21 protein-coding genes, 5 tRNA genes and 1 other RNA gene are annotated in these 24,153 nt (G+C 67.9%); 20 read left to right on the top strand and 7 right to left on the bottom strand.

All coding sequences use genetic code 11. The features are described from left to right. Positions 1–22: 22 nt before the first annotated feature. From lon to D9R12_RS09000, 6 genes are all read left to right on the top strand, one after another. Positions 23–2,467 carry an endopeptidase La gene (gene lon / locus D9R12_RS08975; protein ID WP_122229849.1) on the top strand — a complete coding sequence of 815 codons (2,445 nt, stop codon included), beginning with the start codon at positions 23–25 and terminating at the stop codon, positions 2,465–2,467. Between the two features lie 65 nt (positions 2,468–2,532). Then, positions 2,533–2,949 carry an HU family DNA-binding protein gene (locus D9R12_RS08980; RefSeq protein ID WP_158308238.1) on the top strand — a complete coding sequence of 139 codons (417 nt, stop codon included), beginning with the start codon at positions 2,533–2,535 and terminating at the stop codon, positions 2,947–2,949. A gap of 11 nt (positions 2,950–2,960) precedes the next feature. Continuing rightward, positions 2,961–3,035, top strand: a tRNA-Val gene (locus D9R12_RS08985). A 24-nt stretch (positions 3,036–3,059) separates the two neighbouring features. After that, a tRNA-Asp gene (locus tag D9R12_RS08990) sits at positions 3,060–3,136 on the top strand. Between the two features lie 83 nt (positions 3,137–3,219). Further along, positions 3,220–3,296 (top strand) — tRNA-Asp (locus tag D9R12_RS08995). Between the two features lie 140 nt (positions 3,297–3,436). Further along, positions 3,437–5,407 carry a SurA N-terminal domain-containing protein gene (locus tag D9R12_RS09000; protein WP_122229851.1) on the top strand — a complete coding sequence of 657 codons (1,971 nt, stop codon included), beginning with the start codon at positions 3,437–3,439 and terminating at the stop codon, positions 5,405–5,407. Positions 5,408–5,778: 371 nt separating this feature from the next. On the opposite strand, the gene D9R12_RS09005 is transcribed toward D9R12_RS09000, so the two are convergent. Both D9R12_RS09005 and gloB read right to left on the bottom strand, forming a co-directional pair. Further along, positions 5,779–6,993 carry a lytic transglycosylase domain-containing protein gene (locus D9R12_RS09005; RefSeq protein ID WP_122229853.1) on the bottom strand — a complete coding sequence of 405 codons (1,215 nt, stop codon included), beginning with the start codon at positions 6,991–6,993 and terminating at the stop codon, positions 5,779–5,781. After that, positions 6,990–7,766, bottom strand: coding sequence for a hydroxyacylglutathione hydrolase (gloB, locus tag D9R12_RS09010; protein ID WP_122229855.1), 777 nt, complete (start codon positions 7,764–7,766; stop codon positions 6,990–6,992). Before gloB ends, D9R12_RS09005 begins: the two co-directional genes overlap by 4 nt. Before the next feature lie 46 nt (positions 7,767–7,812). Here gloB and D9R12_RS09015 point away from each other — a divergent pair, with 46 nt between their 5' ends. The 3 genes from D9R12_RS09015 to dnaQ all read left to right on the top strand — a co-directional run bounded on the left by D9R12_RS09015 (position 7,813) and on the right by dnaQ (position 9,931). Continuing rightward, the gene (locus D9R12_RS09015) at positions 7,813–8,451 is read left to right on the top strand and encodes a class I SAM-dependent methyltransferase (RefSeq protein ID WP_122229857.1); all 639 of its coding nucleotides are present in this window, start codon (positions 7,813–7,815) and stop codon (positions 8,449–8,451) included. A gap of 16 nt (positions 8,452–8,467) precedes the next feature. After that, positions 8,468–8,926: a ribonuclease HI gene (gene rnhA, locus D9R12_RS09020; protein WP_122229859.1), complete on the top strand. Its 459-nt coding sequence runs from the start codon at positions 8,468–8,470 to the stop codon at positions 8,924–8,926. Positions 8,927–9,181: 255 nt separating this feature from the next. Next, the gene (gene dnaQ / locus D9R12_RS09025) at positions 9,182–9,931 is read left to right on the top strand and encodes a DNA polymerase III subunit epsilon (protein ID WP_014161218.1); all 750 of its coding nucleotides are present in this window, start codon (positions 9,182–9,184) and stop codon (positions 9,929–9,931) included. 22 nt (positions 9,932–9,953) lie between these two features. Here dnaQ and D9R12_RS09030 read toward each other — a convergent pair whose 3' ends face one another. Then, the gene (locus D9R12_RS09030) at positions 9,954–10,658 is read right to left on the bottom strand and encodes a PP2C family protein-serine/threonine phosphatase (protein WP_014161217.1); all 705 of its coding nucleotides are present in this window, start codon (positions 10,656–10,658) and stop codon (positions 9,954–9,956) included. 253 nt (positions 10,659–10,911) lie between these two features. Here D9R12_RS09030 and D9R12_RS09035 point away from each other — a divergent pair. Further along, positions 10,912–11,001 (top strand) — tRNA-Ser (locus tag D9R12_RS09035). A gap of 139 nt (positions 11,002–11,140) precedes the next feature. On the opposite strand, the gene D9R12_RS09040 is transcribed toward D9R12_RS09035, so the two are convergent. Continuing rightward, entirely contained in the window at positions 11,141–13,555 is a 2,415-nt protein-coding gene (locus D9R12_RS09040) for a phosphoketolase family protein (RefSeq protein ID WP_122229861.1), read from the bottom strand. A gap of 397 nt (positions 13,556–13,952) precedes the next feature. Here D9R12_RS09040 and D9R12_RS09045 point away from each other — a divergent pair, with 397 nt between their 5' ends. From D9R12_RS09045 to D9R12_RS09055, 3 genes are all read left to right on the top strand, one after another. After that, positions 13,953–14,939, top strand: coding sequence for an aldo/keto reductase (locus D9R12_RS09045; RefSeq protein ID WP_122229981.1), 987 nt, complete (start codon positions 13,953–13,955; stop codon positions 14,937–14,939). Then, positions 14,936–15,748: an SDR family NAD(P)-dependent oxidoreductase gene (locus D9R12_RS09050; protein ID WP_122229863.1), complete on the top strand. Its 813-nt coding sequence runs from the start codon at positions 14,936–14,938 to the stop codon at positions 15,746–15,748. The genes D9R12_RS09045 and D9R12_RS09050 overlap by 4 nt, the downstream gene beginning before the upstream one ends. Positions 15,749–15,811: 63 nt before the next feature. Further along, a complete protein-coding gene (locus D9R12_RS09055; protein WP_014161213.1) occupies positions 15,812–16,222 on the top strand; it encodes a DUF6165 family protein in 411 nt (136 codons plus the stop codon). Between the two features lie 58 nt (positions 16,223–16,280). Here the strand turns inward: D9R12_RS09055 and D9R12_RS09060 are convergent, their stop codons facing one another. Beyond that, the gene (locus D9R12_RS09060) at positions 16,281–17,333 is read right to left on the bottom strand and encodes a glycosyltransferase family 9 protein (protein ID WP_122229865.1); all 1,053 of its coding nucleotides are present in this window, start codon (positions 17,331–17,333) and stop codon (positions 16,281–16,283) included. A gap of 18 nt (positions 17,334–17,351) precedes the next feature. On the opposite strand from D9R12_RS09060, the gene D9R12_RS09065 reads away from it, so the two are divergent. From D9R12_RS09065 to D9R12_RS09090, 6 genes are read left to right on the top strand one after another with little or no spacing between them, the layout of a single operon-like run. Further along, complete coding sequence (locus D9R12_RS09065; protein ID WP_014161211.1) at positions 17,352–18,101, top strand: 3-deoxy-D-manno-octulosonic acid kinase; 750 nt, start codon at positions 17,352–17,354, stop codon at positions 18,099–18,101. Further along, positions 18,098–18,853, top strand: coding sequence for an MBL fold metallo-hydrolase (locus D9R12_RS09070; protein WP_014161210.1), 756 nt, complete (start codon positions 18,098–18,100; stop codon positions 18,851–18,853). The genes D9R12_RS09065 and D9R12_RS09070 overlap by 4 nt, the downstream gene beginning before the upstream one ends. Then, positions 18,853–19,878: a GTP 3',8-cyclase MoaA gene (gene moaA, locus D9R12_RS09075; protein ID WP_122229867.1), complete on the top strand. Its 1,026-nt coding sequence runs from the start codon at positions 18,853–18,855 to the stop codon at positions 19,876–19,878. Before D9R12_RS09070 ends, moaA begins: the two co-directional genes overlap by 1 nt. Then, complete coding sequence (moaC, locus tag D9R12_RS09080; protein ID WP_014161208.1) at positions 19,879–20,382, top strand: cyclic pyranopterin monophosphate synthase MoaC; 504 nt, start codon at positions 19,879–19,881, stop codon at positions 20,380–20,382. After that, complete coding sequence (locus D9R12_RS09085) at positions 20,379–20,621, top strand: MoaD/ThiS family protein (protein WP_014161207.1); 243 nt, start codon at positions 20,379–20,381, stop codon at positions 20,619–20,621. Before moaC ends, D9R12_RS09085 begins: the two co-directional genes overlap by 4 nt. Then, the gene (locus D9R12_RS09090) at positions 20,622–21,053 is read left to right on the top strand and encodes a molybdenum cofactor biosynthesis protein MoaE (RefSeq protein ID WP_014161206.1); all 432 of its coding nucleotides are present in this window, start codon (positions 20,622–20,624) and stop codon (positions 21,051–21,053) included. 270 nt (positions 21,054–21,323) lie between these two features. Here D9R12_RS09090 and ffs read toward each other — a convergent pair. Then, positions 21,324–21,420: signal recognition particle sRNA small type (gene ffs, locus D9R12_RS09095), an RNA gene on the bottom strand. A gap of 577 nt (positions 21,421–21,997) precedes the next feature. Continuing rightward, positions 21,998–22,090: transfer RNA gene (locus D9R12_RS09100), tRNA-Ser, on the bottom strand. A gap of 141 nt (positions 22,091–22,231) precedes the next feature. Between D9R12_RS09100 and dnaX the strand changes: the two genes are divergently transcribed. Beyond that, positions 22,232–24,148 carry a DNA polymerase III subunit gamma/tau gene (gene dnaX / locus D9R12_RS09105; RefSeq protein ID WP_122229869.1) on the top strand — a complete coding sequence of 639 codons (1,917 nt, stop codon included), beginning with the start codon at positions 22,232–22,234 and terminating at the stop codon, positions 24,146–24,148. Positions 24,149–24,153 lie beyond the last annotated feature (5 nt).

A 24,153-nucleotide genomic window follows, 5' to 3' on the forward strand; every position in this document is an offset into this window, starting at 1 on the left:
CGTACGCTTCCTGGAGCCCCCCATGGCCCGTTCCGAACCCCAGATCCTGAACCTGCCCGTCCTGCCCCTGCGCGACGTGGTCGTCTTCCCGCACATGGTCATCCCGCTGTTTGTCGGCCGCGACAAGTCGATGCGCGCGCTCGAGCAGGCAATGGTGGCCGACAAGCGCATCCTGCTGGTCGCGCAGAAGTCGGCCGAGACCGACGATCCCGCCTCCGCCGACCTCTACCAGATCGGCACGCTGGCCCAGGTCCTGCAGCTGCTGAAGTTGCCCGACGGCACCATCAAGGTGCTGGTGGAAGGTGTCTCGCGCGTCAACGTGACCGACATTGTCGACCGCGAGAACGCGCTGTACGGCCAGGGTGAGGAAATCGACGTGGACGAGGCCGCCGAATCGCGCGAGATCGAGGCGGTGGCGCGCTCGCTGATGAGCCTGTTCGAGCAGTACGTCAAGACCAACCGCAAGCTGCCGCCGGAACTGCTGCAGACCCTGTCGGGCATCGATGAGCCCGGCCGTCTGGCCGATACCATCGCCGCACACCTGGGCGTGCGCCTGAGCGACAAGCAGAAGCTGCTGGAAACCATCCCCGTGGGCGAGCGCCTGGAGCTGCTGGTGGGCCTGGTCGACGGCGAGATCGACGTCCAGCAGCTGGAAAAGCGCATCCGCGGCCGGGTCAAGTCGCAGATGGAAAAAAGCCAGCGCGAGTACTACCTCAACGAACAGATGAAGGCGATCCAGAAGGAGCTGGGCGAGATGGATGATGCGCCCAACGAACTGGAGGACCTTGCGCGCAAGATCGCCGAGGCGGGCATGCCCAAGCCGGTGGAAACCAAGGCGAAGAACGAACTCAACAAGCTCAAGCAGATGTCGCCGATGTCGGCCGAGGCCGCGGTGGTGCGCAACTACCTGGACTGGCTGCTGGGCGTGCCGTGGAACAAGCGCAGCAAGGTGCGCAAGGACCTCAAGGTCGCCCAGGAAACCCTGGATGCCGACCATTACGGTCTGGAGAAGGTCAAGGAGCGCATCCTGGAATACCTGGCGGTGCAGTCGCGGGTCAAGCAGATGAAGGGCCCGATCCTGTGCCTGGTCGGCCCGCCCGGCGTGGGCAAGACCTCACTGGGCCAGTCCATCGCCAAGGCGACCAACCGCAAGTTCGTGCGCATGTCGCTGGGCGGGGTGCGCGACGAGGCCGAGATCCGTGGCCATCGCCGTACCTATGTCGGTTCGATGCCGGGGCGGATCGTGCAGAACCTCAACAAGGTCGGTACCCGCAACCCGCTGTTCGTGCTGGATGAGATCGACAAGATGTCGATGGACTTCCGCGGCGATCCGTCCTCGGCGCTGCTGGAAGTGCTGGACCCCGAGCAGAACCACACCTTCAACGACCACTACCTGGAAGTGGACCTGGACCTGTCCGACGTGATGTTCGTGGCGACCTCCAACTCGCTCAACATCCCCGGCCCGCTGCTGGACCGCATGGAAGTCATCCGCATTCCCGGCTACACCGAGGAGGAAAAGCTCAACATCGCCCAGCGGTATCTGGTTCCCAAGCAGCTCAAGGCCAACGGGCTCAAGCCCGATGAGCTGAAGATCGAGGAAAGCGCGGTGCGCGACATCGTGCGCTACTACACGCGCGAATCCGGAGTGCGCAACCTGGAACGCGAGATCGCCAAGATCTGCCGCAAGGTCGTCAAGGAGATCGCCCTGGCCGGTCCGCAGCCGGAAAGGAAGAAGGGCAGGAACGGCGCTGCGCGCGTGGTCGTGAGCGAGAAGAACCTGGAGAAGTACCAGGGCGTGCGTCGCTTCGACTACGGCCGTGCCGAGGAAGCCAACGAGATCGGCCTGGTCACCGGCCTGGCCTGGACCGAAGTCGGCGGTGACCTGCTGCAGATCGAAGTCACCCTGGTCCCGGGCAAGGGCGGCATGACCCTGACCGGGCAGCTGGGCGATGTGATGAAGGAATCGGCATCGGCCGCGCTGTCGGTGGTGCGCGCGCGCGCCGAGAGCCTGGGCATCGACACCAACTTCCTGCAGAAGCAGGACGTGCACCTGCACGTCCCCGATGGTGCCACCCCCAAGGATGGTCCCAGCGCCGGTATCGCGATGGTCACCGCACTGGTCTCGACCCTGACCCGCAACCCGGTCAAGGCAGAGGTGGCGATGACCGGCGAAATCACCTTGCGTGGTCGCGTCTCGGCCATCGGCGGCCTGAAGGAAAAGCTGCTGGCGGCCATGCGCGGCGGCATCACCACCGTGATCATTCCCGAGGAGAATCGCAAGGACCTGGCTGAGATCCCAGAAGCCGTCACCAAGGGCATGAAGATCGTCCCGGTCAAGTGGATCGATGAGGTGCTGGACCTGGCGCTGGAGCGTCCGGTCGGGCCGGTGGGCGAGGGGGACGGTGGCAAGAAAGTGGCCGTGCCCAAATCTTCCAAGACCGCCACTCAGCCTGATGTCAAACATTGATCGGGTGAGGTTCATGAACCCCAAAAAACGCTGAAACCCGCGCCGTTATTGGGTTTTTGGTTGCGATGCGGGGGTGTGGCTGGTATAAAAGCCGCACCCCCGCGGGCACTTGCCAAGGTGCCGTGTGCGGGATCCAGCCGGCCCGAAGTGGCGCAAGCCCCGGGCCGGTCACTCATTCAGCGGTTGCAGACCGCACACGGAGTTATTCAATGAACAAAGCCGAATTGATCGAGGCCGTTGCCGGCCGTTCCGACCTGAGCAAGGCTGATTCCACCCGCGCCGTCGACGCCGTCATCGCCAGCATCACCGAGGCCCTCAAGGGCGGTGACTCGGTCACCATCGTGGGCTTCGGCACCTTCCAGGTGCGCGGCCGCGCTGCGCGTACCGGCCGCAACCCGAAAACCGGCGAGAACATCGACATCGCTGCCTCGAAGAATCCTGCATTCAAGGCTGGTAAAGCCCTGAAGGACGCCGTAAACTAATTTGCTCGCTAGGGTGCTTAGCTCAGCGGTAGAGCGTCTCCTTTACACGGAGAGGGTCGGGGGTTCGAAACCCTCAGCACCCACCATGCACCAGCGCAACGGTTCAGTGCGGAGCGGTAGTTCAGTCGGTTAGAATGCTGGCCTGTCACGCCGGAGGTCGCGGGTTCGAGTCCCGTCCGCTCCGCCAGTGTCACCAAGCCCCTGAGAAATCAGGGGCTTTGCTTTCCCCCAACGGAGAAAGCACAAGTTTTGCAACGTGTTCCAAAATGCGGAGTGGTAGTTCAGTCGGTTAGAATGCTGGCCTGTCACGCCGGAGGTCGCGGGTTCGAGTCCCGTCCACTCCGCCAATTGTTCAAGACGCCCGTCGGCCCTGCCGGCGGGCTTTTTTTTGGCATTGCCGTCATGTGCCGCACGCAGCACCGGCATCGAATCGGGCGTGGAACCTGCGCTAAACTGCGCGGCTTGCCGAACCAGACCCAACGACTCGATGCTGCAGACACTTCGCGAAAAGACTTCAGGCTGGATCGCTACCGTGGTGATGGGCCTGTTGATCATTCCGTTCGCCTTCGTAGGCGTGAACGAATACATGAGCGGCGGCCCGGCCACCTCGGTGGCCACGGTCAAGGCGCCGCCTCGCTGGTGGGCGTCGGCGCCGGCATGGTGGCCGGTGTCGATGGCCTGGCAGCACGAGGAAATCAGCGTGCAGGATTTCCAGATGGCACTGCGCAACGAGCGTCAGAGCCAGCAGGCGCGGCAGGGCGAGGCGTTCGATGCGCGCCAGTTCGATGCGATCGACAACAAGCGCAAGGTGCTCGAGGACCTGATCGATCGCAAGGTGGTTGAACTGGCCGCCAGGCGCAGTGGTGTGGCGGTGAGCGACGAAGCGTTGCGCGAGGCGATTGCCTCGGATCCGAGCTTCCAGGTCAACGGCAAGTTCGACGGCGCCACCTATTCGGCGCTGTTGCGCCAGCAAGGCCTGACGCCGACGACCTACCAGCAGCGACTGCGCGAGGACATGACCATCGCACTGGTGCCGCAGGGCCTGGCTCAGGCCGAATTCGTCACCGACAAGGAGTTCGAACAGGTCGTCAGCGCCATCTTCGAAACCCGCGATGTCACCCTGGCCATGCTGCCGCGCCCGGCGCCGGACACCGCGCCGGTCACCGATGCCCAGGCCCAGGCCTGGTACCAGGCGCACCGCAGCGATTTTCGCAAGCCCGAGCAGGTCAGCGTCGAATACGTGGAGGTCGATGCCAGCAGGCTGCCCCCGCCGGCCACGGTGGACGAGGCCGAACTGCGCAAGCGCTACGAAGCCGACAAGGGCCGTTTCTCCACCGAGCAGCGCCTGGCTTCGCACATCCTGATCCCGCTGGTGGCAGGCGCCGATGTGGCCGCGCAGCAGGCGGCCCAGGCGCAGGCCGCCAGGCTGGCCGCGCAGGCCAGGGCGCCAGGCGCCGACTTTGCCGCCTTGGCCAGGGTCCATTCCAAGGATCCCGGCTCGGCTGCCAATGGCGGCGAGCTGGGCTGGGTCAGCCGCGGAATGATGGTCGGTCCGTTCGAGGATGCGCTGTTTGCCATCGCCAAACCCGGCGATGTGGTCGGCCCGATCAGGACCGAGTTTGGCTATCACGTGATCAGGTTGAACCAGATCAAGGGCCAGGCTGGCAAGTCGTTCGAAGAGGTCCGCGAACAGCTGGCCAATGAAGCCAACAGGGAAGCGGCAACCCGCCACTACAACGACATCGCCGGCAAGCTGGTCAGCGCCACGCTGGACAATCCCGACTCGCTCGCCGCCGCCGCGCAGGCGGCCGGGCTGCAGGTGCAGAAGGCCGGCCCGTTCTCGGCGCGGACCGCACCGGGCCTGCTGGCCAATCCGGCGGCGCTGCGCAATGTGTTCGACGAACAGCAGGTCGCCGATCGCACCGCCAGCCCGCTGATCAAGATCGACGACACACACAGCCTCATCGTGCGCGTCACCGACCACAGCCCGGCGCAGGACCAGCCGCTGCAAGCGGTGAAGGAACAGGTCATCGCCGCGGTGCGGGCCGACCGCGCCGAAAAGGCCGCCGCGGCCCGGGGCGATGCGATCGTGGCGCGCGTCAACAAGGGCGAGGGGCTCAAGGCCATCGCCGACGCGGAGACCTTGCAGTCCGTGCAGATCCCGGCCCTGCCGCGCGGTGCGCCACTGCCCTCGCAGAAGGGCAATGCCGCGCTGTTCGCCCTGCCGGCGCCGGCCAAGGGCAAGGTCGCCGTGGGCAAGGTCAAGCTGGAAGACGGCACCCTGGTGGTGTTCACCGTGGACAAGATCAATCCGGGCGACGCGAGCAAGATGCCCGAAACCCAGCGCGAGCAGTTCCGCCAGCAGTTGGCCCAGGTCTACGCCAGCGCCGACGTGCAGGATTACGTGACCCGCACGCGCAAGCAGTTCAAGGTGGACGTGCACGAAGACCGGCTCTAATCGCAGGCCGTGGCCCGAAGAAGAACCGCGCTGGGATGGGGTGGTTCTTCTTCGGGACCCATGACCATCCTGCCCAGTCGGCGCCGATGGCGGTCATGCCCGCCGTTGTAGCCGGCGCCGAGGCAGGCGATCTCGCCGGTGATGGCGGCGGCCAGGTCGAGCACGGGAAGCCGATCGCATGGACCAGCACGTTCGGCGCCGTCGCCAGAGGTCGCTTCGGCGATGGCCCCAGGGTGGAACGGTTCGAGGCGATACCGGCAGTCGGCGCGCGCCTGCCGTGCAGAGACCTCTATCGGGGCGCCTTGCTGCCGGGTGGATCAGCCCAAACACATGTGCCATCGCACATGCAGCCAGGCGTGGGGACGCGGCCGTCAGGGCGCCGGATCGACCAACTGCAGCACCATGCCAGGCTTGAGCGTGCTGCGCGTGCCCAGCTTGTTCCAGCGCTGCAGCTGCGCGGTGCGCGTGCCATGGCGCCTGGCGATGGACCAGAGCGTGTCGCCGCGTGCCACGGTGTAGGAGGTGGCCAGGTTCTGGTCGCGGCCCTCGTCGTTGCGGCGGGTGAGGAACCGGGCGGGATCGTCGTTGGAGGGGATCAGATCGGCGGCGCCGATCGGAAGGCTGGCGCCTTCGGCGGCCGGTGCCAACACCCACAGCGGACCGCCGGCCGGGGCGCCGTGCAGCGGGGCCAGCGCAGGGTTCAGGCCGGCCAGCTGGTCAGCGTCGTGGCCTTCGCGCAGCGCCCAGGACGAGAGGTCGCCAAAATCGGACGGCAGTTGCAGCGGCTGCAGGCGGGGTACCGGACGGTCCAGGCTGGCCAGCCAGTCGGGACGCTCGCCGGCCTGCTCCAGGCTGCAGGCCAGGGCGTGCAGCTTCTGCACATAGGTGTAGGTGGCGCGCGAGAGCCCAGGCAGCCGCGATGGGTGCGCGTCTGCCGTGCCGGCGCCGCCCCTGCGCACGGCCTGCAGCACGCGGTTCTCGCCGGTGTTGTAGGCCATCACCGCCAGCCGCCAGTCGCCGCCGAACATGCCATGCAAGGTCTTGAGGTAGCGCACGGCAGCCTGGGTCGAGTCCACCGGCGACAGGCGCCCGTCGTAGCCGCTGCGCATGCGCACACCGTGGTTGCGTGCGGTCAGCGGGACGAACTGCCACAGTCCGGCCGGACCGGCGCGGTTGCTGGCGGCCGGACGGTAGCCGCTTTCCACGAACGGGATCAGCGCGAACTCGGTCGGCAGCCCGGCATCGCGGATCGCGCCGACCACATAGCCGAACAGCGGCAGGATGTCGTCTTCGCGGTCGGCCAGGCGTGCAGGCGCATGGCTGAACTGACGCTGCCATCGCGCGTCTGTGGCCTGCGGCTGGCAGTCGGGGTCGGCCAGGCCGTCGCGGAACTGCTGGTAGATCTCCACGCCGTCGCGCATGTCCGGCGGCAGCGTCGGCGGCGCTGCCAGCGAACCGGGCGCCGCGGCAGGCTGCGCGGCCGGGCTGTCCAGGGCTGGGGCGAGGGTCACTTCGGCCTGCGCTCGCCCCGTGGCCATGGCGCCGGCCAGGGCCAGCAGGCACAGCGCCGGCGTGATGCGGGTCATGCGCGGAAGCCGTCCTTCCAGCGGCGCAGGGCCGCGAAGGCCTCGACCCGGTCCGCGGCGGCATGGCCCAGCCAGGTATCGACCGAACGGGCCACTTCGGGCACCCCCACGCGCAGGAACGGGTTGGTCGCCCGCTCGGTGGCCAGGTCCACCGGGACGGTCGCAAGACCGTCGGCGCGCAAGCCTCGCACCTGTGCGGCGCGCTGCTGCAGGGCCCGGTTGTCCGGTTCCACCGTCAGGGCGAAGGCGGCATTGGACTGGGTGTATTCGTGGCCGCAGCACACCGGCGTGTCGTCGGGCAGCGCGGACAGGGCATCCAGCGAGGCCAGCATCTGCGCCGGGGTGCCTTCGAACAGGCGTCCGCAGCCCAGGCTGAACAGGGTATCGCCCGAGAACAGCTCGCCCCTGGGCGCCTGGCGGTGGAAGGCCACGTGGCTGCGGGTGTGGCCGGGGACGAAGATGGCCCTGAACGCCATCCCGGCCACCTCGAACGCCTCGCCGTCAGCCACCTTGTGGGTGGCGGCGGTGATGCGCGCGTCGTCGGCGCTGATCACCGGCAGGTGCGGCCACTGCGCCAGCAGGCCGGCCACCCCGCCGATGTGGTCGTCGTGGTGATGGGTCAGCAGGATCGCGGCGGGCCTGAGGCCGTCACGGGCGGCAGCCAGGACGGGTGCGGCATCGCCAGGGTCCACGATCACCGCCTCGCCTTCGTCGCTGGTCAGCACCCAGATGTAGTTGTCGTCGAAGGCGGTCAGTGCGGAAAGGCTTGTCATGAAGTTCGGTCGGCAGACGCGGGAGTGTCCTCTACAATTCCCAACCATGCCTGCCGCCGCCTCCAACCGTCAACCCGAGCCGCTGGCATGGTTCGGGACCGCCGATGGCCAGCGCGTGCTGGCGGCCGAGCGCGCATACATCGCCCAGATCCTGGCCGCGCGGGCCGCTGCGCCCACGCTGTGGCTGCATCCGGGCGCTGGCGCAGGCGTGTCGGTGGTCGCCGCCGACGTGGCGCTGCGGGCCAGCGCAAGCGGTTTCGACGGGCCCCTGCGCTGCGGCCCGGCGCTGCCGCTGGCCTCGGACAGCTTCAGCGCGGTGGTGCTGCAGCATGTGCCGGAAAACGGCGGCCGCGCACTGCTGGCCGAGTGCGCGCGGGTACTCGAACCAGGCGGCAGGCTGTGGCTGTTTGCGCTCAATCCGGTCAGCCCCTACCGGCTGCGCTGGCGGCGCACCGGGCTGTCGATCCGCGGCCCGGGGCGCTGGCGCCGGCATCTGCAGGACGCCGGCCTGGACTGCAGCGAACACCCCCCGCAATGGCTCGGTCCGGCCTGGCGCAGCGCCGCCGGCCGCGGCCCGGAGATGATGCGCGCGATCTGCCTGCTGCAGGCCAGCAAGCGTGGCCCCGACCTGACCCTCATTCCCGCGCGCCCGGCCCGATGGCAGGGCGGCGCCGTTCCCGCATGACCCGCTTCAGGACTCCATGAAACAGATCACCATCCATGCCGACGGCTCCTGCCTGGGCAACCCCGGGCCCGGCGGCTGGGCGGCGTTGCTGCGCTACGGCGCGATCGAGCGCGAGCTCTCCGGCGGCGAAGCCCACACCACCAACAACCGCATGGAACTGATGGCCGCCATCATGGCGCTGGAGGCCCTGACCGAACCCTGCCAGGTCACCCTGATCAGCGACTCGCAGTACGTGCGCCAGGGCATCAGCGAATGGCTGCCCGGCTGGATCCGCAAGAACTGGAGGACCGCCGGCGGCGGCGCGGTCAAGAACCGCGAGCTGTGGGAGCGGCTGCAGGCGGCCACGCTGCGCCACCAGATCGACTGGCGCTGGGTCAGGGGGCACTCGGGCGATCCGGACAACGAACGGGTGGACCTGCTGGCCCGCGATCAGGCAATCGCGGTGCGCAACGGCGCCCCGGCCCCAGTGGCATGAGCCAGGCCGGGCGAGCATTGCGCCGTGCACGTCGCGTCTGGAATGGTGTTGCCACTGCCAGCGACCGCGACCGCGACCGCGAGGCGGCGCTGATGCTGGCGGCGCTGCACCCCGACATCATTCGAATCCCGCCACCGCGCATCCGAGGCGGTGCTGGCCAGGGGCCCGGGGTTTGAGACAATGACCACGCCCCTGGTGTCGAGCACGCCCCGCAGCTCGTTTTCCCCCGAATTTGCACAAGGACGCCTGAAAGCCATGCGCCAGATCATCCTGGACACCGAAACCACCGGCCTGGAGTGGAAGAAGGGCAACCGCGTGGTCGAGATCGGCTGCGTGGAGCTGATCGAGCGCCGTCCCAGCGGCCGCAACTTCCACAGGTACCTCAAGCCGGACTGCGAGTTCGAGGCCGGCGCGCAGGAAGTCACCGGCCTGACCCTGGAGTTCCTGGCCGACAAGCCGGGCTTCGAGGAGGTGGTGGAGGAGTTCCTGGCGTACATCCGCGGCGCCGAGGTGATCATCCACAACGCGGCCTTCGACGTGGGCTTTCTGGACAGCGAGCTGGCGCGTCTTGGCGATCACTATGGCCGCCTGGCCGACCACTGCACGGTCATCGACACCCTGGCCATGGCGCGGGTGCGCTTCCCCGGTCAGCGCAATTCGCTCGACGCGCTGTGCAGGCGCCTGGGCGTGGACAACACCCATCGCCACCTGCACGGCGGCCTGCTCGATGCGCAGATCCTGGCCGATGTCTATATCGCCCTGACCTCGGGCCAGGAAGAGATCGGCTTTGGCGCGATGGAAGACAACGGCAGCGCGACCGGCAGCGTGCGCCATGCCTTCGATGCCAGCAACCTCGGCCTGCGCGCACGCGTGCTGCCCACGCCGGGCGAGCTTGAAGCCCACGCCAGGCGCCTGGAAAAGCTGCGTTCCAACAGCGGCGGCAGCTGCCTGTGGGACCTGGTGGAGACGCCGCCGGCGCCGGTGGAAGAAGCCGCGAGCGCCTGACCCGCAGGCGGACCGGGACGGCTCAGCTGCAGCGCACCAGGATCGCGGTGACGTTGTCCGAGCCGCCGCCGTCCAGGGCTGCGGCGATCAGTGTGTCGACCGTTTCCTGCGCGCTGCAGTCCTCCTGGCGCAGGGCCGCGGCGATGTCGCGGTCATCCACTTCCTCGGTCAGGCCATCGCTGCACAACAGCAGCTGCATGCCAGGGCGCAGTTCGCCGGTGAGGGTCTCGACATTGAGCTGGTTGGGATCGGTCACGCCCAGCGCCTGGGTGACGACGTTGCGATGCGGATGCGAGCGGGCCTGTTCGCTGGTCAGCGCGCCCTGGGCAATCAATTCCTGAACATAGCTGTGGTCCTGGCTGAGCTGGGCCAGCTGGCCATCGCGCCACAGATAGGCGCGGCTGTCGCCGACCCAGGCCACCTCGAAGCGGTTGCCCTGCACGCGCGCGGCCACCACGGTGGTACCCATTGGCAGCGAGTCGTTGCGCCGGCGCGAGCTGCGGATGATTTCCTCGTCGGCCAGGCGGATGGCCTGGCCGAGCGAGGTGCCGGCGAGGATCTCGCGGACGATGGTCTCGCGGGCCAGTGCACTGGCGACCTCGCCACAGGCATGCCCGCCCATCCCGTCAGCCACCAGCCACAGGCCCAGCTCGCTGTCGCCGTAGTACGTGTCTTCGTTGAGGGCGCGCCGCAAGCCAACATGGCTGAGGTGTCCAAACTCGATCATGGGCGACCCTAACATGGCCTGTTTCGCTCTTTGAAAAACGGCATGATCACGTCCAAGCGGACAGCCCACAAGCAACGGCGCATCGATCGGGCAGCGGCGAGCGCGATGCTGTGATCGGTTGCCTGTGTTGGAGCGGACCGTTGCGCGCACCCGGGATGGCGATAGCCGGCGCTTGTCCGCAGCTGGCGTGGCCCGTATCATGCCCAGCCCCGTAACGACCCGCGGGATCGCCCTCAGTGGCGGTGCGACACCCGGAGAGGTGGCAGAGTGGTCGAATGTACCTGACTCGAAATCAGGCGTACGTGCAAGCGTACCGTGGGTTCGAATCCCACCCTCTCCGCCAGTTTTGATATTGAGAACAGGGGTCTGCGTGCAAGCGCAGGCCCCCTGTTCATGGCTGCGGCCCATGGCCCCCTTGGCGCCGGGGCGCGCCGCGGGAGGTGATGAAAACGCGGTGCCGGCGCCGGCACAAGCGAGGCCCGCTATTCCAGTGCGCCCTGGTCGATGGCGTTCCAGCGCCAGTCGCGGATCTCCGGCATGTCCTGACCGTGGACCCGGACGTAGGCGCTGTGTTCGGCGAGCTTGTCCTGCATCATCCGGTGCAGCGCCGCGCCCGCGGCCCCGACCTGCGGCACCCACTCGATCACGCTCTGCACCAGATGGAACCGGTCCAGCCCGTTGAGCACGGTCATGTCGAATGGCGTGGTCGTGGTGCCTTCCTCGTTGTAACCCCGCACGTGGATGTTGCGGTGATTGGTGCGGCGGTAGCTCAGCCGGTGGATCGTCCACGGGTAGCCGTGGTAGGCAAAGATGACCGGCTTGTCGATGGTGAACAGCGCATCGAACCGGGCGTCGGACACGCCATGCGGATGGATCTGGCTGGGCTGCAGGGCCATCAGATCGACCACGTTGACCACGCGCACCTTCAGTTGCGGCAGGTGCTGGCGCAGCAGGGCCACGGCGGCCAGCGTTTCCAGGGTCGGCGCGTCGCCGGCGCAGGCCATCACCACGTCAGGCTCGCTGTCGCCGCAGTTGGAGGCCCACTCCCACACGCCCAGCCCGGCCTGGCAGTGGCGCGCGGCCTGTTCCATCGGCAGCCACTGCCACAGCGGCGGCTTGCCGGCGACGATGATGTTGATGCGGTCCCAGGTCCGGAGCACGTGGTCGGTCACCCACAGCAGGGTGTTGGCGTCCGGCGGCAGGTAGACCCGCACGATGTCGGCTTTCTTGTTGAGTGCCACATCGATGAAACCCGGGTCCTGGTGGCTGAAGCCGTTGTGTTCCTGATGCCAGACGTGGCTGGTCAGCAGGTAGTTGAGCGAGGCGATCGGCTGCCGCCAGGGGATTTCGCGGCTGGCGTCCAGCCATTTGGCATGCTGATTGAACATCGAGTCGATGATGTGGATGAAGGCTTCGTAGCAGGAGAACAGGCCGTGCCTGCCGGTGAGCAGGTAGCCTTCCAGCCAGCCCTGGCAGGTGTGTTCGGACAGGATTTCAAGCACCCGGCCATCGCGGGCCAGGAAGGTGTCCTCCTCCAGGATCGTCTCCATCCACGCCCGCCCGGTGGCCTTGAACACATCCTGCAGCCGGTTTGATGCGGTCTCGTCCGGGCCGACGATGCGGAAGTTGCGCGCCTGGGCATTGGCCTGCATCACCGCGCGCAGGAAATCGCCCATCACGCGGGTGGCCTCGGCCTTGACTGTACCGGGCTGCGAAAAGGCCACTGCATGTTCGCCCAGTTCGGGCATCTGCAGCGCCTTGCGCAGCAGGCCGCCGTTGGCATGCGGACTGGCGCTCATGCGCCGCGCACCAACCGGGGCGGTGGCGCGGATCTCGGCCACCGGCGCACCGGCCGCGTCGAACAGCTCGTGCGGCCGATAGCTGCGCAGCCAGTCCTCCAGCAGTTTCAGGTGCTCGGGGTTGTCAGCCAGGCCGGACAGCGGGACCTGGTGCGAACGCCAGAACCCTTCGGTCTTCAGACCATCGACCTGTTTGGGCCCGGTCCAGCCCTTGGGGCTGCGCAGAATGATCATCGGCCAGCGCGGACGCGCCTGCGCAGCAGGCTGCTGCGCACGGGCGGCGGCCTGGATGTTGCGGATCTGCGCCATGGCCTGGTCCAGCACGGTGGCCATGCGCTGGTGCATGGCGTCCGGCTCGTGGCCTTCCACCAGCAGCGGCTCGTAGCCATAGCCGATGAACAGTGCGCGCAGCTCCGCGTCGGGAATGCGCGCCAGGATCGTGGGGTTGGCGATCTTGTAGCCGTTCAGATGCAGGATCGGCAACACCGCGCCATCGCGGCTGGGGTTCAGGAACTTGTTGGAGTGCCAGGCCGTGGCCAGGGGGCCGGTCTCGGCTTCGCCGTCGCCGACCACGCAGGCCACGACCAGGTCGGGGTTGTCGAAGGCCGCGCCGAATGCATGCGCCAGCGCGTAGCCCAGCTCGCCACCTTCGTGGATCGAGCCGGGCACGTCGGGCGCGGCGTGGCTGGGAATGCCGCCGGGAAACGAGAATTGCCGGAACAGCTTGCGCATCCCGTCCTCGTCCAGCGAAACCTCCGGGTTCAACTCACTGTAGGTGCCTTCCAGGTAGGTGTTGGCGACCATTGCCGGACCGCCGTGGCCGGGCCCACAGACATAGATGAGGTTCGCGTCCTGCATCCGGATGACCCGGTTCAGATGGGCATAGATGAAGCTCAGCCCGGGCGATGTGCCCCAATGCCCCAGCAACCTGGGCTTGACGTGCTCGATGCGCAGCGGCTCGCGCAGCAGCGGATTGTCGAGCAGGTAGATCTGGCCGACGGTGAGGTAGTTGGCGGCCCGCCACCAGGCATCGAGCCGACGCAGTTCCTGTTCCGGCAGTCGGTCGGGTTCACGCGGTGCGGCGAGGTTGCTGGCCATGGTGGGCTCCTGGAGGCTTGCGGCTTGTACGGGAACGATGGACTGCCTTGCGAGCTGGCAAAACGCCGTGGGCGATGGCGCGTAGTGCACCGCCAGCGCAGCTGCCGCGATGATTGTCGCAAGCCCGTGATCAGGATGCGTTGACCTCAGTCAACCGGCAGCGCTGCCGCTGGCGGACGCAGCGGACAAATGCTGCGACGGCAAACGCCGTGCCTTAACACCCGGCGCGCGAAAATTCTCGGGGTCCCGCTCGGCTGCAGGCTGATCCAGTCATACGACCGTGGATCCATCGTCTGGCATGGCCGCTGACGGACCGTATCGCAGCGGGGGCCACATCAAAAAAGGGGCGCCTTGCCCCGTCACAAGGCGGACAGGTTCTGAGGAGTACGTGATGCAGATTCAAACACGCAAGCTGGGCTCGCAGGGGCTACAGGTTTCGGCATTGGGCCTTGGCTGCATGGGCATGTCGGACTTTTACAGCGGCCGCGACGAGGCCGAGGCGATTGCGACGATCCACCGCGCGCTCGAGCTGGGTGTCACCTTCCTGGACACCGCCGACATGTATGGGCCGTTCACCAACGAGGTTCTGGTCGGCAAGGCGATCGCCGATCGCCGCGACCAGGTCGTGCTTGCGACAAAATTCGCCAATGTCCGCAGCGAGAAGGGTGAATATCTGGGCATTCGCGGCGATGCGCCGTACGTGCGTCAGGCCTGCGACGCCTCGCTCAAGCGGCTCGGGGTCGATCACATCGATCTGTATTACCAGCATCGGGTCGACCCGAACACGCCGATCGAGGAAACGGTGGGCGCCATGGCCGAGCTGGTGAAGGCCGGCAAGGTGCGCTACCTGGGGCTGTCCGAGGCCGCGCCGGACACCATCCGCCGCGCCCATGCCGTTCACCCGATCTCGGCGCTGCAGACCGAATATTCGCTCTGGAGCCGCGAGCCTGAAGAACAGATCCTGCCCACGGTGCGCGAACTGGGCATCGGCTATGTCGCCTACAGCCCGCTCGGGCGCGGTTTTCTCACCGGACAGATCCGCCGCATCGAGGACCTGGCCGAGGATGACTATCGCCGGCACTCGCCGCGCTTTCAGGGCGAGAACTTCCAGAAGAACCTGGATCTGGTGAGCGAGATCGAAAAGATGGCGCAGGAGAAGGGTTGCACGCCGGCTCAGCTGGCGCTGGCCTGGCTCCTTGCCCAGGGTGAGGACATCGTGCCGATCCCTGGAACCAAGAAACGTGCCCGGCTGGAGGAAAACGTCGGGGCGCTCCAAGTGCAGATCACCGCCGAGGACCGCGCCCGGATCGATGCGATCCTGCCGCCCGGTGCCGCCGCAGGCACGCGCTATGCCGCCCCTCAGATGCAGGCGCTGAACCGTTGAGCGGCCGGCGGCTGGAGGGCAAGGTCGCCATCGTCACTGGCGGCGGGCGCGGCCTGGGCCGGGCCATGGTGCTGGGCCTTGCGGCAGAAGGTGCGCAGGTCATCACCACCGCATCGCGCGAGTCCAGCGAAGTGGAGGCCGTGGCCCGCCAGGCAGGGAACGAGCGGGTGATTCCAGTTCTGGCTGATGTCACGCGCGAGCAGGACTGCGCGCGCGTGGCGGCCATGGCGGCTGATCGCTTTGGCCGCCTGGACATCCTGGTCAACAACGCCGGTCGCGGAATGAAGTATGTCAGCGAGCGCTTCCTGACCGAGCCGACGCGGTTCTGGGAAACCGACCCGGACGTGTGGCGCATGGTGATCGACACCAACGTCAACGGACCCTTCCTGATGGCGCGGGCGGCGGTGCCGATGATGATCGCGGCAGGCCGCGGACGCATCGTCAACATTACGATGAACCACGCCACCATGCGCCGGCGCGGCTTCTCGCCCTACGGCCCGTCCAAGGCGGCACTGGAATCGGAGACCATCATCTGGGCCCAGGACCTGGACGGCACGGGGGTGACGGTGAACGCACTGCTGCCGGGCGGCGCGACGGCCACCGGCATGATTCCGCAAGGCCTGCCGCAAGCGGCGCGGGCCGGCCTGCTCGATCCGGCGATCATGGTCCGGCCGCTGCTCTGGCTTGCCTCGCAGGACTCGGACGGAGTGACCGGACGCCGGCTGGACGCCTCCCGCTGGAAGACCGACCTGCCCGAGGCCGAGGCCGCCAGTGCGGCATGGGACCAGGCAGGCTGGTCCATCACCTGAGCCGGGCATGGTGCCGCCGGATCGCCGGTTAAACTGGATGCCTTCTCACCGTCGGCGCGCACCATGTCCGAGATCCTGATCCCCGTATCCTTTGGCGAATTGCTGGACAAGATCTCCATCCTGCAGATCAAGTCCGAGCGCATCACCGATGCGGCCAAGCTGGCCAACGTGCGCAGGGAACTGTCGGCGTTGGAACAGACCTGGATGGCCCACCCGGCCGCAGTCAAGGACGTGGCCAGGCTGCGCGCCGAGTTGAAGGCGGTCAACGAGCGCCTGTGGGTGATCGAGGATGACATCCGCCGCAAGGAGAAGGCCCAGGCCTTCGACGAGGAATTCATCGGTCTGGCCCGCAGCGTGTACTTCGAAAACGACACCCGCGCGCGGATCAAGAAGGACATCAACCTGGCGCTGGGCTCGGCGTATGTGGAAGAAAAATCCTACGAGGATTATTCATCCGAGGCTGCAAGTCCCTGATCGATCCAGCGGTCAATCCTGAAAGGCCGCCGCTGCGCTCCTTCTCGCTTTCCAGGAATCACCAGCTCAGCGCGGGATGGTCGGCCCGATAGCGCTCGAATGCGGCGATGGCATCCTCGGTGGTCACCAGGGCCATGACTCCGTCCAATTCGATCTTGGTGCCCCACTTGAGCTCGGTCGCCGGCTTGCGCAGGAACCTGCGCGCGGCCGCGTCGTAGCGGTCCACGCAATAGCGCAGGTCCGAATACGGCCCGCTGCGCCGCGGATTGCTGGCCGCATGCAGGCCCAACACCTTGGTGCCCATCGCATTGGCGATGTGCATCGGGCCAGAATCCGGGGTGACCACCAGGGTGGCGCGGGCCAGCAGTGCGGGCAGCTGCTTGAGCGTGTCCTTGCCGACCAGGTCCAGCACCGGGGCGCGCATCTGCGCGGCGATGGCATCGGCGCTGTGGCGCTCCAGCGCGCTGCGCCCGCCGCACAGCACGATGCGCCAGCCTCGCGCGGCGGCGTGGTCGGCCAGGGCGGCGTAGCGGTCCGGATACCAGTTGCGGTGCACGTGGCTGGAGCATGGCGAGATCATCAGCACCGGCCGACCATCGTCGGGCCATTGCGCGCCGGCCCAGTCGAACGCGGCCTGCGGCACCGGCAGGTCCCAGTGCACCGTGTCCTGCTTCAGGCCCAGCGGCTCGCAGAAGCTGCCGATCGCATCGAGCACATGGATGCCGGGGCGATCGGGGATGCGTTCGTTGATGAAAAGCCCGTGCAGGTCCTTGGCGCGGCTGCGGTCGTAGCCGATCCGGCGCCGCGCCGGCACGAACGCCGACAGCACATTGGCGCGCAATGCCACCTGCATCTGCAGCAGCGCATCGAAGCGTCCGGGCAGCGTGCGGCGCAGCGCGCGCATACCGGCCAGGCCGGTGCGCTTGTCATAGGGGTGAAAGTGCACGCCGGGCAGGCCATCGAGCAGCCTGTGGCCGGCGCCGTCGATGATCCAGTGCAGGTCCAGCGTTGGCCACGCGCGCTGAAGGGTATGTACCAGCGGCACCACGTGGGTGACATCGCCCAGCGCCGACAGGCGCAGCAGACACAGGGACTCAGGGGCGTTGGACAAAGTTGTTAGACTCGCGCGATGGCCGCTTTTGACGCGACGGAAGTGCTGGTGCCGTACGCCGATCAGGGCGGCGACGGGGCGATTCTGTTCGACCGCCAGCGCCTTCGGCAAGCCGAGGCGCAATGGATGGACCCCGGCTACTGGGGCGAACGCGCGCGTCCGGTGGACAGTGGCGGGCGCGGTGGCGCGTGGTTCATCGATGCGCCGTTCGGTCCCAGCCTGCTGCGCCTGTACAAGCGCGGCGGCCTGGCCGCCCGCGTCAGCACCGACCGCTACCTGTGGCGCGGTGCCAACCGCACCCGCAGTTTTGCCGAATTCCGCCTGACCCGCGCGCTGCTGGCCAAGGGCCTGCCGGTGCCGCGTCCGTACGTGGCCAGCTACCTGCACTCAGGCCTGGGCTACCGCGCTGCGATCCTGGTGGAGCGGTTGTCCGAAGTGCGCTCGCTGGCCGACCGTGTGCAGGTGGCCGGCAGCGACGCGCCGCTGGAGGAAACTGGCCGGCTCATCGCGCGCTTTCATCGCGCCGGCCTGGACCATGCCGACCTCAACGCGCACAACATCCTGTTCGACGCGCAGGGCCGCGGCTGGCTGATCGATTTCGACCGCGGCGTGCTGCGCATCCCGGCCACGCGCTGGCGCCAGGCCAATCTGGCCCGGCTCAAGCGTTCGCTGCTCAAGCTGCGCGGCCAGCGCAGCGTGCAGGACGTGGAAGCCGATTACGCCCGCCTGCGCCGGGCCTACGACCAGGCCTGGGAGCGGGGCTTTTGAGCTGGGCGCTGCGGTTCCAGGGCGTGGGCAATGCCTCGGCGGTGGCGCTGGGCTCGGCGATGGCCACGATCGAGCGCGACGGTGCGCCGTGGCTGACCATCGACTGCGGCAACGCGGGGCTGGATGCGTTCATCGCCCACTATGGACAGGTGCCATCGGCGGTGTTCGTCACCCATGCCCATCTGGACCATGTCGGCGGGTTCGAACGGTTGTTTGGCAGCGTCTACTTCGACCCGGCCCGGCGCGGGCAGCTGCCGCTGTACGTGCCGGCGCCGATCGTGCCGCTGCTGCACCAGCGCGTGGCCGAGTATCCCAACGTGCTGGCCGAAGGCGGGGGGAACTTCTGGGATGCGTTCCGGCTGGTGCCGGTGGGCGAGGCGTTCTGGCATGACCGGGTGCGGCTGGAGGTGTTCCCGGTGCGCCATCACTGGCCGCAGACCGCCTTCGGCCTGCGCCTGCCCGGCTCGCTGGTGTGGACCGGAGACACCCGGCCGATTCCGGAGATGCTGGCCTGCTATGCCGATGCCGACGAGGTGATCGCCCACGACTGCGCCGTGCACGGCAATCCCTCGCACAGCGGCATCGACGATCTGGAACGCGAATACCCCCCGCAGCTGCTGGCCCGCTGCGTGCTGTACCACCACGCCAGCATGCGCGACGCCCAGGCCCTGGCTGCACGCGGCCACCACGTGGCCTTGCCGGGCCAGCTGCTAGCGTTGCCCAATCCGATGACGCCCCATACTTCCAGCTGATGAACGCCATCGTGCGCATGCCCGAACTGCCGCTGGACCAGCGCGGCCGGCCGCTGCGCGACCTGCGCCTGTCGGTGATCGAAGCCTGCAACTTCCGCTGCGGCTATTGCATGCCGGCCGACAGGGTGCCCGACGACTACGGGCTGGATGCGGCGTCGCGCCTGTCCTTCGACCAGATCGAGACCCTGGTCCGCGGCTTTGCGCGGGTGGGCGTCAACAAGCTGCGCCTGACCGGCGGCGAGCCGCTGCTGCGCAAGGATCTGCCCAGGCTGGTCGAACGGCTGGCACGGATCGAAGGCATCGACGACCTGGCCATGACCACCAATGGTTCGCTGCTGGACCATCACGCCCAGGCGCTGCGCGATGCCGGCCTGCGTCGCCTCACCATCAGCCTGGATGCGCTGGAACCGGCGCGCTTCCAGGCCATGTCCGGCGGGCGCGGTGACATCGAGCCGGTCCTGCATGGCATCGCCGCGGCCGAGCGCGCGGGGTTCTCCTCGCTCAAGCTCAACTGCGTGGTCCAGCGCGGGGCCAACGAGGACCAGGTGCTGCCGCTGGTCGAGCACTTCCGCAGCAGTGGCCACGTGCTGCGCTTCATCGAGTTCATGGATGTGGGGACCTGCAACGCCTGGCGCGCCGACCAGGTGGTGCCCTCGCGGGAACTGCACGCGCGCATCCACGCACGCTGGCCGCTGCATGCCTTGGATGCGCACTATCGCGGTGAAGTGGCCGAACGCCATGCCTTCCACGACGGGGCAGGGGAGATCGGCTTTGTCAGTTCGGTGACCGCGCCGTTCTGCGGGGATTGTCACCGGGCGCGCGTGTCGGCCGACGGACATCTGTACACCTGCCTGTTCTCCGGCACCGGCACCGACCTGCGCCCGGCGCTGGCCCAGGGCGAGAGCGCCCTAGCGCAGCGCCTGTCCGGCCTGTGGTCGCGGCGCGGCGACCGCTACAGCGAAATCCGCGGCCAGGCCGCGCAGCCACCGCGCAAGCGCGTGGAAATGTTCCTGATCGGGGGTTGAATGATGGTTGAGCAAGCACGTCTGGTCGGTGGATTGACCCATCTGGACGCCGCCGGGCAGCCGGCGATGGTCGATGTGTCGGACAAGGCCGTGAGCGCGCGCCAGGCCACGGCGCAGTGCCTGGTGGTGTTTCCCACGGAGGTGGCCGCCCAGCTGCGGCGCGACGCCTTGCGCAGCGCCAAGGGCGGTATCGTCGAGACCGCCGTGATCGCCGGGACGATGGCGGTCAAGCGCACCCACGAACTGATCCCGTTCTGCCATCCGCTGCCCATCGATGGTTGCCGGCTGGCGATCGACTGGCACGGCGATGACACCCTGCGGATCGAATGCAGCGTGCGCACCACCCACCGCACCGGCGTGGAAATGGAGGCGATGACCGGGGCGACCGTGGCCGCGCTGACCGTCTACGACATGTGCAAGGCGCTCTCGCACGCCATCGTGGTCGGGCCTGCGCAGTTGCTGGGCAAGCACGGCGGCAAGCGCGATTTCGGAGTGGGCGCGTGACCGGCGTGCAGGTGCTGTATTTCGCCAGCCTGCGCCAGGCCGCCGGCGTGGACGCCGAAGCCGTGCAGACCACCGCGGCCGACCTGGCCGGGTTGTATGCAGAGCTGCGCGCGCGCCACGGCTTCAACTGGGAGATGCCGCATCTGCGCGTGGCGGTGGACGGCGCGTTTGCGCGCTGGGACGATGCGCTCGCCGAAGGCGCGCAGGTCGCCTTCATCCCGCCGGTCAGCGGAGGCTGAATGCCGCGTTTTTCCCTCACCGCCGATCCGATCGAGACCGCTTCGCTGCGCGGTCAGTTGCTGGATGCGCGCGCCGGTGCCTTCGCCAGCTTCGAAGGCTGGGTGCGCGACCACAACCAGGGTCAGTCCGTGCGCGGGCTGCAGTACCAGGCCTATGCCGCACTGGCCCAGGCCGAGGGCGAGAAGGTCATCGAAGAGGCACTGGCGAAGTTCGACATCCTCGATGCGCGCTGCGTGCACCGCACCGGCGCGCTGGCGATCGGCGAGATGGCGGTGTGGGTCGGGGTGTCGGCTGGGCACCGCGATGGCGCCTTTGCCGCCTGTCGCTGGATCATCGATCAGACCAAGGCGCGGGTACCGATCTGGAAGCAGGAGCACTACAGCAGTGGCGCCGACCAATGGCTGCATCCGCCGGGGCCGGGCGTGGATTGATCCGACTCGCTCCTGAGTCGCCTGGATGGTTCGCGCGCTTCCCTGAAGTCGGATCAAAGGCTCGACCGGCTTTGCCGTTGAAAGCTACGCCGCTTCGCGGCGCGACTTCACTGCTCGGCTCGCTTGACGGCTCGGTCAGGTGAAGCTGACAGGCAACAGCAAAATCAAAATCAACGCGCGAGGCATCGTCTGCCGGGCGCGCAGGAGCAGCCCGCAGAGACAGGGCTGCGCTTGCCGTGGCCAAAACGACCAATCCCAAAAAAGGTGGCGGCCCCGCCGGCTGACCTCGGCGCCCGCATCAGTCAATACCGTTGCTGCCTTCCGGCCCTGGCGGAGTTTTCGACCTAGCGTCGCGAGGGGCCGACGGGGCCACCATGGACGCGGGCCGCACCTTAAGGCGCGGCCCGGGTTTGCTGCATCATTGTGGAAAGCAATGACCAAAACTGGCGGAGAGAGGGGGATTCACTCGGCACGTCCCTGTGCCTCGCCCTGCGGGCGGCTTCGCCGTGCGAATCAGCTCCTGCTGATTCGTCGAACCGGGGGTTCTCACCCCCTCACCAAGACGCCGGCGAAACTCACGCGTCTGGAGCCTACTCAACACTTTCAAAACTGGCGGAGAGAGGGGGGATTCACTCGGCACGTCCCTGTGCCTCGCCCTGCGGGCGGCTTCGCCGTGCGAATCAGCTCCTGCTGATTCGTCGAACCGGGGGTTCTCACCCCCTCACCAAGACGCCGGCGAAACTCACGCGTCTGGAGCCTACTCAACACTTTCAAAACTGGCGGAGAGAGGGGGGATTCACTCGGCACGTCCCTGTGCCTCGCCCTGCGGGCGGCTTCGCCGTGCGAATCAGCTCCTGCTGATTCGTCGAACCGGGGGTTCTCACCCCCTCACCAAGACGCCGGCGAAACTCACGCGTCTGGAGCCTACTCAACACTTTCAAAACTGGCGGAGAGAGGGGGATTCGAACCCCCGAAGCGCGGTTTAGACGCTTACACACTTTCCAGGCGTGCTCCTTCAACCGCTCGGACACCTCTCCGGGACCTGAACACGGCCGGCGGCCGTGCCCAGGGGCGCAGATTCTAGCCGCGGCGCGGGTTTATTGCGAGCGGCCCGTTCGCTGCTGTTCAACTGGCGCCGATCGCCAGGACTTGCGGCGGGTGCGTGGCACAATGTGGCCATGTCCTATCTCGTCCTGGCCCGCAAGTGGCGCCCCAAGCGTTTTGCCGAGCTGGTCGGGCAGGAGCACGTGGTCCGCGCCCTGTCCAACGCCCTGGATAGCGGCCGCATCCACCATGCCTTCCTGTTCACCGGCACCCGCGGCGTCGGCAAGACCACCATCGCGCGCATCTTCGCCAAGTCGCTGAACTGCCAGACCGGCACCAGCGCCGACCCGTGCGGCCAGTGTCCGGCCTGCCTGGACATCGATGCGGGCCGCTACATCGACCTGCTGGAAATCGACGCGGCCTCCAACACCGGCGTGGACGACGTGCGCGAGGTGATCGAGAACGCGCAGTACATGCCCTCGCGCGGCAAGTTCAAGGTCTACCTGATCGACGAAGTGCACATGCTGTCCAAGGCGGCGTTCAACGCGCTGCTCAAGACCCTGGAAGAGCCGCCGGAGCACGTGAAGTTCCTGCTGGCCACCACCGACCCGCAGAAGCTGCCGGTGACCGTGCTCAGCCGCTGCCTGCAGTTCAACCTCAAGCGCCTGGACCAGGAGCAGATCGGCGGCCAGATCAGCCGGATCCTGGCCGCCGAGGCAATCCCTGCCGAAGACGGTGCGGTGCGCCAGATCGCCAAGGCGGCCGATGGCTCGCTGCGCGACGGGCTCTCCTTGTTGGACCAGGCCATCGCCTACACCGGCGGCGAGCTGGGCGATGCGGCGGTGCGCACGATGCTGGGCAGCGTCGACCGCACCCAGGTCGGGGCGCTGTTGCAGGCCCTGGCCGATGGCGATGGCGCGCAGCTGATGGCGACCATCGCCGCGGTGGCCGAATTTTCGCCCGACTGGGGCGGGGTGCTGGAGGCGGTGGCCGAGGCGCTGCACCGCATCCAGGTGCGGCAGCTGGTGCCTGGCGTGGCGATCGAGGCCGATGGCGTGGATGCGCAGGTCTTCGCCGAGCGGCTGCGGCCGGAAGTGGTGCAGCTGTGGTACCAGATGGCGCTCAACGGCCGTCGCGACCTGTATCTGGCGCCGAGCCCACGCGCCGGGTTTGAAATGAGCCTGCTGCGCATGCTGGCGTTCCGTCCGGCCAATGCCGGCGATGTCGCGCCGGCCGGCGCGGCGCCAGGCCGGGCGAAGGCTTCGGCTGGCGCGGTTGCGCCGGTGGCCGGGCCGGCCGCGGCCGTGGCGCCGAGCGATGCGTCGCGCCAGGCGCCGCTCGCACCGGGAGCGGCGACCGCACCGCCGGTTGAACGATCCCATGCGCCTGCGCCGCCGGCGCCGCCTGCCGCGGACACGCCTGCAGACCGCGCGCCCGGGCAGATGCCGCCCTGGAACGAGCCGAGGGCGACCGTCGCATCGCCGGATGCTGCGGTACCAGTGACTTGCGCACCACGGCACGCACCTGTCCCGGTTCAAGACGAGGTGCCGCCCTGGCAAGTGCCCGAACCGCAGGGCGCGCTCGACAAGCGGCCAGTGGCCGCCTCGGGCAAGGTTGATCGCGCGCCGGTCCATGATCCGGTGCCAGCGGCTGTGGCAGGGATCGCCGACGCAGACCACTGGCTGGCGCTGGTGGCTTCGTCCCGGCTCACCGGCCCGTCCAGGGAGCTGGCGGCCCATGCGGCGTTTTCCGGCTATGGCGATGCGGTGCTGCGGCTGTCGCTGGCCCCGGGTCTGGACTACCTGCGCACCGACCGTTCGGTCGGTGAGCTGGCCCAGGCACTTGCCGCGGCGCTGGGCCAGGCACCCAGGATCGTGTTCGAGTCCGCGGCCGACCACGGCGATACCCTGGCCCAGCGCAACGCGCGCGCGCAGGATGCGCGCCGGTCCCTGGCCGAGGAAAGCTTCATGAACCACCCCGACGTGCAGCGCCTGATCCGGCAGCAGGGCGCGCGCGTGGTCCCCGATTCCATCCGCCCTTTCGACGAGTAAAAAAA

It is taken from the genome of Pseudoxanthomonas spadix (assembly GCF_003703395.1).
GTDB classification, from domain to species: Bacteria; Pseudomonadota; Gammaproteobacteria; order Xanthomonadales; family Xanthomonadaceae; genus Pseudoxanthomonas_A; species Pseudoxanthomonas_A spadix.

What these genes read in the sequence shown, in the direction of transcription:
- gloB (WP_122229855.1), bottom strand. Translation starts at nt 7,766, where the DNA reads ATGACAAGCCTTTCCGCACTGACCGCCTTCGACGACAACTACATCTGG.
- rnhA (WP_122229859.1), top strand. Translation starts at nt 8,468, where the DNA reads ATGAAACAGATCACCATCCATGCCGACGGCTCCTGCCTGGGCAACCCC.
- moaC (WP_014161208.1), top strand. Translation starts at nt 19,879, where the DNA reads ATGATGGTTGAGCAAGCACGTCTGGTCGGTGGATTGACCCATCTGGAC.
- D9R12_RS09005 (WP_122229853.1), bottom strand. Translation starts at nt 6,993, where the DNA reads ATGACCCGCATCACGCCGGCGCTGTGCCTGCTGGCCCTGGCCGGCGCC.
- D9R12_RS08980 (WP_158308238.1), top strand. Translation starts at nt 2,533, where the DNA reads ATGCGGGGGTGTGGCTGGTATAAAAGCCGCACCCCCGCGGGCACTTGC.
- dnaX (WP_122229869.1), top strand. Translation starts at nt 22,232, where the DNA reads ATGTCCTATCTCGTCCTGGCCCGCAAGTGGCGCCCCAAGCGTTTTGCC.
- D9R12_RS09065 (WP_014161211.1), top strand. Translation starts at nt 17,352, where the DNA reads ATGGCCGCTTTTGACGCGACGGAAGTGCTGGTGCCGTACGCCGATCAG.
- D9R12_RS09015 (WP_122229857.1), top strand. Translation starts at nt 7,813, where the DNA reads ATGCCTGCCGCCGCCTCCAACCGTCAACCCGAGCCGCTGGCATGGTTC.
- D9R12_RS09000 (WP_122229851.1), top strand. Translation starts at nt 3,437, where the DNA reads ATGCTGCAGACACTTCGCGAAAAGACTTCAGGCTGGATCGCTACCGTG.
- D9R12_RS09030 (WP_014161217.1), bottom strand. Translation starts at nt 10,658, where the DNA reads ATGATCGAGTTTGGACACCTCAGCCATGTTGGCTTGCGGCGCGCCCTC.
- D9R12_RS09040 (WP_122229861.1), bottom strand. Translation starts at nt 13,555, where the DNA reads ATGGCCAGCAACCTCGCCGCACCGCGTGAACCCGACCGACTGCCGGAA.
- lon (WP_122229849.1), top strand. Translation starts at nt 23, where the DNA reads ATGGCCCGTTCCGAACCCCAGATCCTGAACCTGCCCGTCCTGCCCCTG.
- moaA (WP_122229867.1), top strand. Translation starts at nt 18,853, where the DNA reads ATGAACGCCATCGTGCGCATGCCCGAACTGCCGCTGGACCAGCGCGGC.
- D9R12_RS09090 (WP_014161206.1), top strand. Translation starts at nt 20,622, where the DNA reads ATGCCGCGTTTTTCCCTCACCGCCGATCCGATCGAGACCGCTTCGCTG.
- D9R12_RS09055 (WP_014161213.1), top strand. Translation starts at nt 15,812, where the DNA reads ATGTCCGAGATCCTGATCCCCGTATCCTTTGGCGAATTGCTGGACAAG.
- dnaQ (WP_014161218.1), top strand. Translation starts at nt 9,182, where the DNA reads ATGCGCCAGATCATCCTGGACACCGAAACCACCGGCCTGGAGTGGAAG.